17 protein-coding genes are annotated in these 14,721 nt (G+C 40.0%); 11 read left to right on the top strand and 6 right to left on the bottom strand.

Features of this window, described 5'->3' with window-relative positions:
- The first annotated feature begins 8 nt into the window (after positions 1-8).
- From fdhF to ISX45_RS18360, 3 genes are all read left to right on the top strand, one after another.
- On the top strand, positions 9-2,963 hold the full coding sequence (gene fdhF, locus ISX45_RS18370) for a formate dehydrogenase subunit alpha (protein WP_194519602.1): 2,955 nt from the start codon (positions 9-11) through the stop codon (positions 2,961-2,963).
- Position 2,964: 1 nt separating this feature from the next.
- Positions 2,965-3,450 carry a helical membrane plugin domain-containing protein gene (locus ISX45_RS18365; protein ID WP_194519601.1) on the top strand — a complete coding sequence of 162 codons (486 nt, stop codon included), beginning with the start codon at positions 2,965-2,967 and terminating at the stop codon, positions 3,448-3,450.
- A 519-nt stretch (positions 3,451-3,969) separates the two neighbouring features.
- Positions 3,970-4,950, top strand: coding sequence for a metal-dependent hydrolase (locus tag ISX45_RS18360; protein WP_181557202.1), 981 nt, complete (start codon positions 3,970-3,972; stop codon positions 4,948-4,950).
- 73 nt (positions 4,951-5,023) lie between these two features.
- Here ISX45_RS18360 and ISX45_RS18355 read toward each other — a convergent pair whose 3' ends face one another.
- Positions 5,024-5,293 (bottom strand): YfhJ family protein, encoded by a 270-nt coding sequence (locus tag ISX45_RS18355; RefSeq protein WP_181557237.1) that lies wholly within the window; start codon positions 5,291-5,293, stop codon positions 5,024-5,026.
- A gap of 121 nt (positions 5,294-5,414) precedes the next feature.
- Here ISX45_RS18355 and ISX45_RS18350 point away from each other — a divergent pair, with 121 nt between their 5' ends.
- Positions 5,415-5,576: a small, acid-soluble spore protein K gene (locus ISX45_RS18350; protein ID WP_194519600.1), complete on the top strand. Its 162-nt coding sequence runs from the start codon at positions 5,415-5,417 to the stop codon at positions 5,574-5,576.
- 35 nt (positions 5,577-5,611) lie between these two features.
- The gene (locus ISX45_RS18345) at positions 5,612-5,773 is read left to right on the top strand and encodes a YpzG family protein (RefSeq protein ID WP_181557200.1); all 162 of its coding nucleotides are present in this window, start codon (positions 5,612-5,614) and stop codon (positions 5,771-5,773) included.
- Between the two features lie 39 nt (positions 5,774-5,812).
- Here the strand turns inward: ISX45_RS18345 and ISX45_RS18340 are convergent, their stop codons facing one another.
- Positions 5,813-6,187, bottom strand: coding sequence for a YfhH family protein (locus ISX45_RS18340; protein WP_194519599.1), 375 nt, complete (start codon positions 6,185-6,187; stop codon positions 5,813-5,815).
- Positions 6,188-6,207: 20 nt separating this feature from the next.
- On the opposite strand from ISX45_RS18340, the gene ISX45_RS18335 reads away from it, so the two are divergent.
- Positions 6,208-6,876: an SDR family NAD(P)-dependent oxidoreductase gene (locus ISX45_RS18335; protein WP_194519598.1), complete on the top strand. Its 669-nt coding sequence runs from the start codon at positions 6,208-6,210 to the stop codon at positions 6,874-6,876.
- Here the strand turns inward: ISX45_RS18335 and recX are convergent, their stop codons facing one another.
- The gene (recX, locus tag ISX45_RS18330; protein WP_194519597.1) at positions 6,877-7,692 is read right to left on the bottom strand and encodes a recombination regulator RecX; all 816 of its coding nucleotides are present in this window, start codon (positions 7,690-7,692) and stop codon (positions 6,877-6,879) included.
- Between the two features lie 100 nt (positions 7,693-7,792).
- Here recX and ISX45_RS18325 point away from each other — a divergent pair, with 100 nt between their 5' ends.
- From ISX45_RS18325 to ISX45_RS18305, 5 genes are all read left to right on the top strand, one after another.
- Complete coding sequence (locus ISX45_RS18325) at positions 7,793-8,695, top strand: TIGR01777 family oxidoreductase (protein ID WP_194519596.1); 903 nt, start codon at positions 7,793-7,795, stop codon at positions 8,693-8,695.
- A 36-nt stretch (positions 8,696-8,731) separates the two neighbouring features.
- Positions 8,732-9,859, top strand: a complete 1,128-nt coding sequence (locus ISX45_RS18320) for an amidohydrolase (RefSeq protein WP_194519595.1) — start codon at positions 8,732-8,734, stop codon at positions 9,857-9,859.
- Positions 9,860-10,111: 252 nt separating this feature from the next.
- Positions 10,112-10,672, top strand: coding sequence for a GNAT family N-acetyltransferase (locus ISX45_RS18315; protein ID WP_181557194.1), 561 nt, complete (start codon positions 10,112-10,114; stop codon positions 10,670-10,672).
- Between the two features lie 139 nt (positions 10,673-10,811).
- Positions 10,812-10,940 carry a YfhE family protein gene (locus tag ISX45_RS18310; RefSeq protein ID WP_194519594.1) on the top strand — a complete coding sequence of 43 codons (129 nt, stop codon included), beginning with the start codon at positions 10,812-10,814 and terminating at the stop codon, positions 10,938-10,940.
- 91 nt (positions 10,941-11,031) lie between these two features.
- Positions 11,032-11,223: a YfhD family protein gene (locus ISX45_RS18305; RefSeq protein WP_181557192.1), complete on the top strand. Its 192-nt coding sequence runs from the start codon at positions 11,032-11,034 to the stop codon at positions 11,221-11,223.
- Positions 11,224-11,281: 58 nt separating this feature from the next.
- Here ISX45_RS18305 and ISX45_RS18300 read toward each other — a convergent pair whose 3' ends face one another.
- From ISX45_RS18300 to ISX45_RS18290, 3 genes are all read right to left on the bottom strand, one after another.
- Positions 11,282-11,512 (bottom strand): hypothetical protein, encoded by a 231-nt coding sequence (locus tag ISX45_RS18300; RefSeq protein WP_181557191.1) that lies wholly within the window; start codon positions 11,510-11,512, stop codon positions 11,282-11,284.
- Between the two features lie 69 nt (positions 11,513-11,581).
- Positions 11,582-13,093 carry a response regulator transcription factor gene (locus ISX45_RS20125; protein ID WP_323744680.1) on the bottom strand — a complete coding sequence of 504 codons (1,512 nt, stop codon included), beginning with the start codon at positions 13,091-13,093 and terminating at the stop codon, positions 11,582-11,584.
- Between the two features lie 1,137 nt (positions 13,094-14,230).
- Positions 14,231-14,473, bottom strand: a complete 243-nt coding sequence (locus tag ISX45_RS18290) for a hypothetical protein (protein WP_194519593.1) — start codon at positions 14,471-14,473, stop codon at positions 14,231-14,233.
- Positions 14,474-14,721 lie beyond the last annotated feature (248 nt).

Genomic DNA, 14,721 nt, shown 5'->3' with positions numbered 1-14,721 from the left:
TTTTCTTGGTGGATGATCAATTAATTACGATTACGATTAATGGAACCGATTACAAAGTGAAAGCTGGGACGACCATTTTGCAAGCGATGAACGCTAACCATATTCCACATCCGCAAATCTGTTATGTTCCTGAAGTTGATCCCATCCAAACATGCGACACATGTATTGTTGAGGCAGATGGAAAATTAGTACGCGCCTGTGCCACTGTTGCTCTAGATGGCATGAATATTCAATCATCATCTGAGCGAGCAAAGGCAGCACAAAAGGAAGCGATGGATCGAATTCTTGAAAACCATTTACTTTATTGTACGGTCTGTGATAACAATAACGGAAACTGTAAATTGCATAACACCGCCGAGCTAATGGGGATTGAGCATCAAAAATACCCATATCGGCCAAAGGTAGACCCGTCTGAAGTAGATATGTCCCATCCTTTTTATCGTTATGATCCAAATCAATGCATCGCCTGCGGTCAATGTGTAGAAGTATGCCAAAATTTACAAGTAAACGAAACGTTATCAATCGATTGGGAAGCCGAACGCCCACGGGTCATCTGGGATGACGGGGTACCGATTAATGAATCCTCTTGTGTAAGCTGTGGACAATGTGTCACTGTATGTCCTTGTAATGCATTAATGGAAAAATCGATGTTAGGCGAAGCCGGATTTATGACAGGATTGGACAAAGATCTGTTAAACCCAATGATTGATTTCGTAAAAGAAGTGGAACCAGGTTATAGCGGCATTTTCGCCATTTCTGAAATTGAAGCAGCGATGCGGGAAACCCGTATCAAAAAGACAAAAACGGTCTGTACATTCTGTGGAGTCGGCTGTTCTTTTGAAGTATGGACAAAAGGTCGTAAAATTTTAAAAATCCAACCAACTTCTGAAGCGCCAGTCAATGCAATTTCTACTTGCGTAAAAGGGAAATTTGGTTGGGACTTTGTAAATAGTGAAGAACGAATTACCAAACCGTTAATTCGCCAAGGTGATGTATTTGTAGAATCCACATGGGAAGAAGCTCTCTCTCTTGTCGTACGAAAATTGAGTGAAATTAAACAGACGTACGGCGGTGACGCACTTGGTTTTATCTCTTCCTCAAAAATTACCAATGAGGAAAACTACCTTATGCAAAAATTGGCTCGTCAAGTATTTGAAACCAATAATGTTGATAACTGTTCTCGCTATTGTCAGTCTCCCGCTACGGATGGATTGTTCCGTACAGTAGGAATGGGCGGAGATTCAGGAACAATTCAAGATATCGCATCCGCTGGTCTTGTCATCATTATCGGGGCAAACCCGAGTGAAGGTCACCCTGTTTTGGCGACTCGCGTAAAACGAGCTCATAAGCTACATGGTCAAAAATTAATTGTCGCTGATCTTCGCAGACATGAAATGGCTGAGCGAGCTGACTTATTTATTAGTCCAAAACAAGGTACCGACCAAGTATGGTTAATGGCCGTGACGAAATATATTATTGATCAAGGCTGGCATGATGAGGCATTCATCCGTGAACGTGTTCATTTCTTTGATGAATTTAAACAAGTATTGGAGAAATATACGTTAGAATATGCCGAAGAAATGACAGGCATTGCTAAAGAAGATTTAATTCGCGTTGCAACGATGATCCATGAAGCAGATGGAACATGCATACTTTGGGGAATGGGAGTAACCCAAAATACTGGTGGCAGCGATACATCCGCCGCAATTTCCAATCTTTTATTAGCCACAGGAAACTACGGGCGTCCGGGGGCAGGAGCATTCCCTCTTCGCGGACATAATAATGTACAAGGCGCCTGCGATATGGGATCATTGCCGGCATGGCTCCCAGGATATCAGCATATCACTGATGACATTGCACGTGCAAAATTTGAAAAAACATACGGTGTAAAAATTGATGGCAAACCAGGTCTAGATAACATCCAAATGCTTGAAGCCATTGAACAAGGAAAACTAAAAGGAATGTACATCATCGGGGAAGATATGGCACTAGTCGATTCAAATGCCAACCATGTTCAGAAACTGCTTTCTCAATTAGATTTCTTAGTCGTACAAGATATTTTCTTATCAAGAACAGCCCAATTTGCTGACGTCGTTTTACCTGCAGCACCAAGTTTAGAGAAGGAAGGAACATTCACAAACACAGAACGTCGTATCCAACGTTTTTATCAAGCCCTTGAGCCATTAGGAGACTCGAAGCCAGATTGGTGGATTATCCAAGAAATTGCTAAACGAATGGGGGCGGACTGGAACTATGCAAGTCCAAAAGAAATTATGGATGAAATTGCCAGTCTAGCTCCTCTCTATTCTCAAGCTCATTATGAGAACTTGGAGGGATGGAACAGTTTGTGCTGGGGAAGCTTCGATGGCTCCCATACACCGCTTCTCTATAAAGAACGTTTCAACTTCCCAGATGGGAAAGCGCGATTCGCGTTAGCTGATTGGGTAAAACCAGCTGAATTCCCAGATGAGTATGATCTTCATATCAACAATGGACGCTTACTTGAACATTTCCATGAAGGAAATCTAACGAATAAATCTTCCGGTATTCAATCCAAGCTTCCAGATGTCTTCGTGGAAGTATCACCGAAACTCGCCAAAGAAAGAGGGATCAAAGACGGCTCTCTCGTCCGTTTGGAATCCCCGTTTGGAAGCATTAGAGTACGGGTATTAGTCACTGATCGCGTAAAAGACAACGAACTCTATCTTCCAATGCACTCAACGACAAACGAAAGCGCAATTAATTTATTAACAGGCCCAGCTACGGATCACCGTACAAATACACCGGCCTATAAACAAGCAAAAGTTCGCATGCATGTGTTAGAAGTAGATGGACCAACACCGCTTCCTCGCACTAATCCGCGCTTTAAAAAGCGAAATCCGCGAAAAGGCGTTGAAGTTCAGCGAAAATGGAAGCGTCCAGGCTATGTTCATTTGACAGACGATGTACAGGAGGTGCAATGACATGGCCAAACCGATTACAACCATTCGTAAACAAGAAATGACAGAAAAAGAAAAGCGGGAAAAGACGATAGAGGAGCTTAAAGCTCTTCTATCGGAAAAAGAACCTGCTGTCAGCGAGATACTCAACATTCTCCAAGAATTGCATGAAAGCGGAATTCTAGAAGCTATTTATGCCATGTTGAAAGCAAAAGAGGACATTGCGAAAATCCTTATTGAACAAGCAAATCGAAAACCAGTCACAACGCTCGTTAACAATCTCATGGAATTATCTGGTGTATTAACAAAAATCGATCCCGGCATAACAACGAAATTTTTGCAAAGTACGGCTTTAGGAATAACAGAAGCATATGAACAGTTGCAAACGAACGGCAAAAAAATCACTTTGTTCGAACTTCTTAGTATTTTGCGCGACCCCGACGTGAATCGAGCTATTCGATTTATCATCTCACTGCTTAAAGGAATAGGAAAAGGCCTAAAAGAAGTGTAATCCCTGAAGTTTGCTTAACAGTAGCATACACCAAAATGGGAATAAAAATGTATAAACTTCATATAGTCGAATGTAAGATGGAGCTAATGTCATAAATCCAATCAGGAACCACATGCCTCTCCAACAATAAAAATCAAAGACACCTTTCTTGTGAGAGATGATGACTCCTACAAGAAAGGTGTCTATAACATAAAAAGCTTCCACGAAAACTTCTCCCACATCGTTCACACGCAGATCCTGGTCAATCAATACGCTCTATGGTAGACTGACGATACAATGGTATCAACTATCACTGCCATCATTAGAGAGGCTTTTACTTTTTTTGCACTTTGATATACATGATAAAACAAATCATCTACCAAATAGTGAAAATATCCTTATACATAAGAGATAGCCTTTCACCACCTACGTACGTACCATTCCATAAAAAATTCCACGATTTCATTACAATTGTCCAATCGTTGAAAAAAGACATGGATATACTATGAACTAGAACCATTACAAGGAGGTCTTTTGTCATTGGATACAGGAACACATATCGTTATGGGAGTCGCGTTAGGCAGTATCGCCACATTAGACCCTGTTATTGCTCACGATCCCATGTTAGCGCAGGCGATCTTAATCGGCACTTTAGCTGGTTCACAAGCACCTGATTTAGATACGATCCTAAAACTAAAAAACAACGCAACATATATTCAAAACCATCGTGGAATTACTCACTCCATTCCTGCTGTATGGTTATGGTCTCTTTTGATTACCGGAATCATTTTTTATTTTTATCCAGAAGTCAGCATGTTTCGGCTATGGCTATGGACATTCATCGCCGTTGCCTTTCACGTGTTCGTCGATCTTTTTAATGCTTACGGTACGCAAGCGTTACGTCCATTTACAAAAAAGTGGATCGCCTTTGGCATGATTAATACGTTTGATCCGATTATTTTTTCCCTTCATCTCGTTGGAATCGGAACCATGTTTCTTGGCGCTCATCCCGGCTATACATTTTTAACGATTTACATCGTGCTCGCAGGATATTATGTTGTTCGATTTCGTCAACAAGCATATATTAAGCAAGCCATTCACAAAAAAATCCCTGAAGTCGAACATATCATTACAGTACCAACATTTCGCTTTCGTGAATGGCATTTAGCAATTACAGCAAAAGATTATTTTTATGTCGGGCGTGCGAAAAACGGTCGTATTCATCTATTAGATAAATTTGAAAAATGTCCAATTCCGAACAATCCAGTCATTGAAGCAGCAAAAAAGGACGAAAATTTATCGGCCTTTTTATCGTTCTCACCTGTCTACCGCTGGGAAGTACATGAATATAGCGACCATTACGAAGTGCGATTTACCGATTTACGTTATCGAAGTAAAGGCTACTATCCGTTTATTGCTGTTGTTCAGTTAGACCGCGATCTCAATATTGTCAGCTCATATACAGGATGGATTTTTAGCGAAGGAAAGCTGCGCAAAAAACTCGAGCTGATTCCAAACTAACTTGTTCTTCCATACACGACACGTAACCCCATATCGCAAACGAAGGAGCGATTGGCATTGACCAGCCGCTCTTTTAATGTTTCAAATAATCGTCTTGGTTAAGCAAATGTTTGTATTTCGGATTCGTCGTTTGAAACTCATGTAATCGTGCGCCGTATTGGTCGATCCATTGACGCACCACTCTTTCTGTTAGTTCTTTTCCTTTATATGAATATCCAGCACGAGCATAGGTCGTTTCAAAATCTTCCCATAACAATTCGACCCACGTCCGTGCTTGTGCATAAGCAAGCGAATCATTTTTTTCCAATAAATAGTTCGTTAACCGTTCAAAGTAATCGTTCATGGTTGTCATTGTTTTTCACCTCACGTACCAATATTTGAACACATAAGACGAAAGAAACGTTCCATAATAAAAATACGTGTTGGTCATCAACACGAGTGAATACGAAGGAGGGAATGCAACGATGCGGAATAAAGAACGCAGCTTTCCCAACCAAAACAATAATAAGTTAGAAGGCGAGCCGCGCGCCAAAGCAGAGTATGCTTCGAAACGAGCAAACGGCACGATCAATACCCATCCACAAGAGCGAATGCATGCTTCCGGTAAGCGGGCCGATCAATTTTAACGCTCAAACTTATCTCGATTGAGAGGTGTCACGTTATGGGTCACCATTTTCGTAAAAAATTTTACGATAATCTATACTCCAATCCTTTTCAGCAACCATGGGCAAACCCAAAACATTCCCATTCGCAAGTGAATGGGGAAACACAGCAAACGCTCGATTTAATTATTCTTGAGCGTCAAACCCGTAAACAATCGTAACGTTTTGAAACCAGAGACGATTTCCGTTCTCTGGTTTCCTTACGGCTTAAGCAAAAGTGAAATCGGCAGTGCCTCTTCTTTCCCTTCCCCGTTTAACCGATATCCCCATGCAAATACACCGTTTAAATAGCGAATTTTAAAAAATGAACCGGGATCGCCGTCAATTTCGTATATATCGCCTGGTTTGAAATCGTCAGGATTTAACAAATATGCCTTCGCCATCGCGATTTTTCGTTCATACACCGCATACTCGTTCACCATGCCCATTTGTTCCGCTTTGCGTGCCTTTTCCGTTAATATTGCAATTTCTTGTTTTAATTCTTGTTCAGTCATTTCACTATAGCGTTTTTGTTCATGCCACTGTTTCACCCTGTATTCCCCCTTGTTTTTATTATATGATAAAAAAGACAACATAACGAAATGGAGATGTGAATATGGAATCTATTGTTATCACAGGAGCCGGTACGGGCTTAGGCAAAGAATTAGCGCTACAATATGCGCAAAACGGATACAGCATCATTCTAACCGGAAGACGAATACAGCCGCTTATTGAGGTGAAACAAGAGATTGAAAGCTTGGGCGGTGAAGCATTCGCGTATCCGCTTGATATTCGTTGTTACGAAGAAGTCTATCGAACAGTCAACTCCATCATTCAAGATCATCATGTCACATGCTTAGTCAATAACGCAGGAATCGGTTATTTTGGACCGTTTTCATCACTCACTCATGAACAAATCAATGAGATGATTCAAACAAACGTAAACGGCACTATTTATATGACAAAAGCATTTTTACCGTATTTTCAAACGCTTCCAAAAGCAAAAGTCATCAACATTATTTCTACAGCCGGTTTACGAGGAAAAATAAACGAATCGGTCTATGTCGCAACAAAATTTGCGATTCGCGGATTCAGCGAAAGCCTTGTGAAAGAGCTCGAACAAACAAATATCTCTGTCACAGCGGTATATATGGGCGGAATGGATACTCCGTTTTGGCAAGGAACGGACCATATCAAAGACCGCTCCCGCCTTCGTTCTGCGCAAGAAGTCGCCAAACAAATCATAGCCTTGGAAAACGGGCAACCCGAAATCATCCTTTCCTAATTACGATTGTTCCTCCTTTAACAGTTGTAAAAACCGTTCAATCATGTCAAGAGGGAAGCCTTTTCGATAAAGCGCTTGTTTCATCTTTTGTTCGTATACATACCCGTCGTACTTTTCGTAACGGCGATGCGCTTTTCTCCCATGATATTCAAGCGCTTCCCACTCCTGTTCATCGTCTTGGCGTTCAATGCACGCCACGATGATATGATCAATCACATTTTGTGAAAATCCTTTGCGATGCAGGAGTTGTCTAACATGCTGCTTCCATTGCTGTGAAGACAGCTTTTTCTGCTGCTTTTTTGCTTTTTCGTATAGCTTTCGCGCCACCTCAAGCTGTTCTTCAAATGTGAATAATTGAAGGCTTTCTTCAACCCATTCTTCCGCAATGCCGAATTTTTCAAGCTCACTGCGAATCACTACGGGACCTTTCGTCGTTGTTTGCTTTTGTGTACGAACATAGGCGTAAGCAAATTCACGATCGTTGACATAGCGGTTTTCTCGCAGCTTATGTAATACATCGCGAATAACTGCTTCAGCAATGCCCTTTTTCTTTAAATAATCGATAATTTCTTTTTCCGAACGCATTCGATATGAAAGAAAATACAAGGCGGTATGGTACGCTTTTTGTACCTCATCGGCATATACGATTTCTTGTAAATCTAATTCATCAATTTCCATTCCCTTTTTTAATCGAAACTGAATAAGCACATCTTGATCGACACTAAGCGCGACCTCTTCTCCGTTTTCCTTCTCAATGTAAACCATAAAACGCTCTTGATTCTTTTTTTGAACAGCGATTTTTGTAATGATAGCCATTTCGATTACACCTCATTATTTATCGTAACATATAAGAAAAGGAATAACGTATAGACAAAGCGAAACATGTAAAAAAGAGATTAAAAAGCGAGGGTTGTCCATGAACATCGCAATTGCCGGAGGAACAGGATTTGTAGGCAAAGCATTGACACATTATCTCCAAAACAAAGGTCACGACCTTTACATATTAACAAGAACAGTCCGTTCGTCCACAACACGAAACATTCACTATATCGAATGGCTCACGCCAAAAGACCGCCCAGAAACGAAACTTCCTATTCTTGACGCCATCATTAATCTAGCTGGCGAACCAATTAATAGCGGAAGATGGACAAAAAAGCGAAAAGAACGCATTATAAACAGCCGAATATCGGCAACAAGAAGTATCATTGATCTCTTGACTCGCTTACCCAGCCCGCCGAGTGTGTTCATCAACGCCAGTGCCATCGGTATTTACGGAACATCATTACACGATACATTTATCGAAGAAAGCCCTCATATCGGCAATGATTTTCTGGCCCAAACGGTGAAAAAATGGGAAGAGGAAGCGAAAATAGCAGAGTCTTTCGGCATTCGTACCGCTTTCGCCCGATTCGGGATCATTCTTGGTAAAAATGGAGGTGCTTTGCCACGGATCGTCACCCCTTATCGATGGTGGGTGGGCGGCACCATTGGTTCAGGAAAACAGTGGCTATCTTGGATCCATATTACTGACGTTGTGCGCGCTCTTGAATATATTTTAAATAACAGTGATCTTTTTGGCCCGGTGAACATAACCTCTCCTTCCCCAGTACGAATGGAACAATTCGGAAAAATGATCGCACGAATGCTTCATCGCCCACATTGGCTTCCTATACCGCACCCTATTCTTCAGGCCTTACTTGGAGAAATGAGCATGCTTATTCTTGAAGGGCAACAAGTATTGCCAAAAAAACTCAATGAAGCTGGCTTTACTTTTTCTTTTCCTGTTCTTGAAGAGGCTCTCCGGGACATACTACAATAACAACACGATTTTAATTGTATAGCAAGGGAGTTAACCATGAAAAAAATATTATTTAAGCAAGCAACTATTTATCCGATTACCTCAAAACCGATGAAACAAGCTGATTTACTTGTAGAAAATAGGAAAATCAAGCAAATAGGATACAGGCTCCCCGCCGATTCAGAAACCGAAATTATTGATTGCAACAAAATGTACTTATTTCCCGGCTTTATCGATGTTCATACACACCTAGGTTTATATGATGAAGGAACTGGCTGGGCAGGAAATGACGCCAATGAAACGGTTGAGACAATGACTCCGCATATTCGAGCAATAGATAGCGTCTATCCATTTGATCCAGGTTTTCGTGATGCCATTGCTCATGGGATTACGACCGTTCATATTATGCCGGGGAGCGCCAATGTAATTGGCGGTACGACATCAGTCATTAAAACGTATGGGAAAAACATCGCCAAAATGATGATTAAAAAAACAGCCGGATTGAAAATCGCACTCGGTGAAAATCCAAAGCGCATTCATAGCAATGGCAATAAAGAATCGATTACGCGCATGGGAATTATGGGTATGTTACGCGAAGCTTTTTATAAAGCCAAATATTGTGACCATCCCGAAGAATTGCGCGTAGCCCCTATTATTCAAGCGTTAAAACGGGAAATTCCGGTCCGCATTCACGCTCATCGCGCTGATGATATTATCTCCGCGGTGCGATTCGCGGAAGAATTCAATTTAGATTTACGGATTGAACATTGTACGGAAGGCCATTTTGTCGCTGATGAATTAAAAGGAAAACCATTAAAAGTCTCTGTCGGCCCAACGTTAACAAGACGCTCGAAAGTTGAACTTACCAATAAAAGCTGGACGACATATCGCATTCTCTCTGAGGCAGGAGTTGAAGTATCGATTACAACCGATCATCCGTATACCCCGATTCAATATTTAAACATTTGCGCTTCCATTGCTGTTCGCGAAGGCTTAGATGAGCAAAAAGCGCTGGAAGGAATTACGATTCTCCCCGCTCGCAATTTAGGAGTGGACGACCGCATTGGCAGCCTAGAGGTCGGAAAAGATGCAGACATCGTCTTATGGAATTTCCATCCATTCCATTATCTCGCAAAACCAATTTTAACAATGGTAAATGGAGAAATAATATACAAAAAAAATTAACAAAAAACCTATTTCTTTTTTTCAAATAATCGTGTATGATGAAGAAGACCTTTATACCATACGGAATTTATTCGTTCACAACTGGATATAGACAGTCATAAAAGGGAAGGCAAATGGTGCGCCACCAGCAAGATGATGCTGGTTCTAGTGGGTTCGATTCCCACCCCGAAATTTTTTGATTGAAATATATTAAAAAATTTCGAGGGTGGTTTTCCCACGTGCGAACTGCCCTCGTGATAGGAGGGAAAGAACATGTTGAAAAAACGTGAGCTTCAAGATTGTCATGCGCTCTACGAACTGATGGTGCACCCAGAGGTCTTCCCTTTCGTGCGCCAAAAAGCCCGTTCTTATGAAGAGTTTTTATTTATGACTAAAAAAACGATTGAAGCGGAAGAACGCGGAGAGCTGATTTCACGAACCATTTTAGACGAGTGGGGCAATCCGATCGGTACGATTAGCTTATTTGATATACAAGACGGGGCTGGTTTTTTAGGCACGTGGCTCGGAAAGCCATATCATGGAAAAGGATATAACCAACGCGCAAAAGACGCCTTCTTCAACGAGCTATTTTATGAACGATCCATTCAAACCATTTTTTTGCGCATTCGTAAAGTCAACGTTCGCTCGATAAAAGCGGCGGAAAAATTACCTTATGTGACATTGGCCAATGAAACAAGAAAAAGCTTATTAGAGCAAATAAATCAAGGTGAAGACATTTACAACTTGTATGAGATTTCCAAAGATAACTATACACTTTATATGATGCGATGCCCTTCTACCATTGAAGAAGAACAGAAATGGAAAGAAGCATAAAGATAAGGGACTCTCAATCATAAGCATTGAGTGCTCCCTTTTCTTTTTATTTTTCATAAACAGAATTGGTGCATAAAATGATAATAAATGGTTAATTATATAAACAAACCAATTTTTCATAAAGTGAGGGAGTACGCTCATGGCAGACAAACGAAAACGCGACAAAACAAAAAGCACCTTAACCAGTGCACAAGAGATCACATACACTCGTGATTTTAAGTTAGCGGACCAAGCAGGCGGCTATACCGCAAAAAAAGCACGTCATTAAACAAACATGCCATGTATACTTTTATGTTTTCAAGCCATCCTAAATGATGAATCGGAATGATTCACACTACCGTGTTTAGGGGGCATTGGTTATGGGCCGATCTCGAGGACAAAAATCTCGTGATAAAAACAAATCGTCTCTTCCACAAGTTCCGAAACAATTGAAATCAGATGGTCTAGATGTCGAATATTCTCGTGAGTTGGCGGATCATGAAGATTTAGAAGCAGAAGCTCGCGCAGCAGCTGCAGGAATTCGTCAAAACAAAGCACGCGACAATCAATAAGGATGAAAAAGCAGTCTCCCCATTTGCGGAGGCTGCTTTATGCTTGGCTCTTAGTGCTTCAAGAGCTGCTCTCAGCACCTCCGCTTTTTATTTCATCTGTCTGCAAATAGGGGAGTTCCATAACTGTTTGAATGCGCAGCCACTCCGATTTCAAGCGATATTCTTTTGTCTTTTGTACGATTAGCTGATCGATAGCCTGTTCTGGCGAATCGGCATATACCAGACTTCTTCCATCTAACACGGTTCGATCTTCAATTATAGCACTCCACTCGATCCGGTATGCCCTCATCTTTCAACCATTCCTTCCCCGACTAGCTACTATACTTTCTCTTTCCTATATTCCTCTCCTGCGTTATATTTACTTCCATTCATATTCCCCATAATTCAGTTGATAAACCATTGCAATGACTTGCGAGCGATCAGTAACTCCTAATTTTTGAAAAATATTTGTAATATGGTTTTTAACGGTGTGCACACTAATATACAGTTTCTCAGCAATCTCACGGTTGCTATAACCTTGTACAATATATTTTAATACATCCATCTCCCTTGAAGTTAACAGTTCTGAGAAAAACGACTTTTGAATCGATAGCCCCCGTTCCTCTGGCTGCATTACTCGTTGTAAAATGAAGGTGAGCATCGTTGTTAACAGCGAAAGATACGCCTCTATTTCTTTTAATGGTTTCGTCTGTATAACATGTACAGCCAATACCCCTTGAATATGTTTATGAATGTAAAATGGAAATTCCATCATTATACCAAATCCCGTTTTATAAACATTCGGTGAGGCAGAAGAAAAATCTTGTTGTTGCTGAAAATAACGAGACCAAACCGTATCATAGTAGTGATGAAACTGTCGATAGGAAGAATTAGCTGTATCGGTAATTACCTTTCGCTCATTAGGATGATTGAGAAAAATGGCTGAAAAATCGCTTTGAGCAAATTCAAGAGCTAAATGCGCAGCCATATGTAAAATTTCATCCACATTGTTCATCATGTTCATAACCTTGCACATGTCGTTTAACGACTCAAGGGCAGATAAATAACGTTTTTCGTTCCGATTACATTGATTATATTGATAGGATAAAAACATCTCAAATAATTTCGCAAGTAAATGCCCCGACTCTTTGATTTCTTGACCAAACCGGGCTTTCGCTTTACTTCCAACAAAAATTGCCCCAGAAATGGAATCATTTTGTGTAAGTGGATAAATAAATAACGTTTTTAACTCATTCTCTTTATTCATCCAATCCGCAAATTCAAACTTCGCCGATACATTTTCTAAATAAAGAGGCTCACGTCGTTCTACAAGATATTTCATAATCGGATGATCAGTTGTATATATAGTCCCCAACCATTTTTTGTCACTTTGTTCTGTAGTAACGTCTTCAATAACAAAACGTTTTTCATCGATTCTTTTGGCATAGGCTGCAAAATGAATGTACGGATGAAATTGACAAAAAATACGGAGATATGACGTTATATGTAACGTTTGCTGCTTCTCATAATACCCCACAGCTTCATGTAGAGAACGTAAGCAGTGAAGATAACGCTTATTTCGTTTTTCCCCTTCAACAAGGCGGGCACAAACATGAGACATTTTCTCTAGAACTCTCACTCTAGCTTGTATATCTAATAAAGAGCATTTACTAGCTGACATAATGGAACGGTTCCAGCGTTCTTTATCTCCGGCTCCTCTTCTCGTTTCAAGATGGCTCCCAGTTATGATAAAAGGACCAGCCAAAATAAAACAATAGACCTGTTCTTCAACAATGACAGGAGTAATAATCCCTTTGGCCCCTGGAAACACTAAATCGATTACCGTTGGGCTTGTTAATTGCAAATAATCTTCCCATTGTTCTGCTAGCATCTTCTGCAAATCTTTACTCTCCGAAAACATGATTAATTCACTAAATTCATCTGCATTAGACACCGACGTCAACGACGTATAAGCAGAATCTATCATGATGAGTGGCAACCCGATCAAAGATGCATACGCTTCCTGAACATTCTGTAACAATTCCCTCGCGCTCAATTGTACTCAACTCACCCCATTTTTTATTTTTACAACCATACTTCTGAATATTAGGAATATATGACCATTAGTCATAATAGCACGTTTTACGAACATTTGAAAAGAAAATTACCCACTCTTTCCTTTTTCTCGTTCTTTATGACTAGATAATATATGAATTATTCACTCCATTTATCCTATCAATTTCCTTTTAAAAACAAAAAAGTGACTAAGCAACATCAATTGTTAGCAATCGTCACTTAGCCTTTTAATTCCATTTATTTCATTATTTTCCTCATACATTCCAAATTCACAATCCTTCTTATTGGTTCGTTCGTACTAACGACTACACCATCGATTGGTCAACGCCGAAAAAAACACCGATTCAATCATTTCTTCAACGAATCATGGATTAGACCGAGCAATGGCATTGTTTTTCTCATCAGCAAAGAAGACTATATAGATACTGTGCAAACGGCAGGCAGTGCAAATTATTCGAAGAAATCGAAAACGAAACCATGTGCCTATTTTGGCGTACTGGGTTTCACGGAAACTACTCGTTTATTGGATATGCACTCCCGCGTCATCAACTTCCGAGAAAGAGACCATCGATCTGAAGCGATGTCTAAAACGTTCGACCAATCTATGAAATAGTTCAAGATTATCGCAAACAGTTCGTCAAGAAGACTACAATTTTTTTACAGTGTCATCATCTTTCTGATGCAAAACAGCCATTTACGCTTGCATAATAATTTGCAGGCTATCAAACATGCTTTTCTTCTTCTGCACAGCAATGATGTACTAAAAGGACAAATTAACCAGTTGAAAACAATGAAACGAATGATGTACAGCCTAGTTAGAAAAACAGGTTCTTTACAGTCTTTATTATTTAAAATAATAAAAGTTTCTATGGAAATCTTATGAGATCATTCACCAAAAGACCGCAAGAACTAATTTCTCTCATCGGTTACACCAGTAATTGAAGAAGAAAAACTAGGTATTTTTAACACCCCTTTTTGACATAAAAAATGCTATTGTAGCGGAAATAATAGCGACTAAAAGCGTAGGCATAAAATCACTTCCACCGAACACAACTTCTTGCGGTAAATCAGCATTTTTATTCCAAGCATCTGACATATTAGGGGTATACATTAATGTTAAAATCCATCCTGATAAAACTTGGAACATTGAAAATAGAAGTATAGAACTAATCGCAAATAAAATAAACCTTCTCATCAAAAACACCTCCCTTTAATCCCAGTTTTACAATTTAAATGTTAAAAAGTTTCATTTCAAGCCAATTATACCTATATTTACTAATAAATCAACATTAAATTTTAACAAAGCAGATTCTGAAAGATAGCTACTCATCCCATTACTGCCAAGCCAGCCTACAAAAATGCAACAAAAACAGGGCGTTTTCAATGCGAAAACCCCCTGTTAAGAATAGTCATCATTTACTGAGCGATTTTCTAATATCCCCT

This window comes from Thermaerobacillus caldiproteolyticus (assembly GCF_015326725.1).
In the GTDB taxonomy this organism is placed as follows: domain Bacteria; phylum Bacillota; class Bacilli; order Bacillales; family Anoxybacillaceae; genus Thermaerobacillus; species Thermaerobacillus caldiproteolyticus.
The sequence above is the reverse complement of the archived record's forward strand: the minus strand, read 5'-3'. Positions and strand labels throughout refer to the sequence as shown.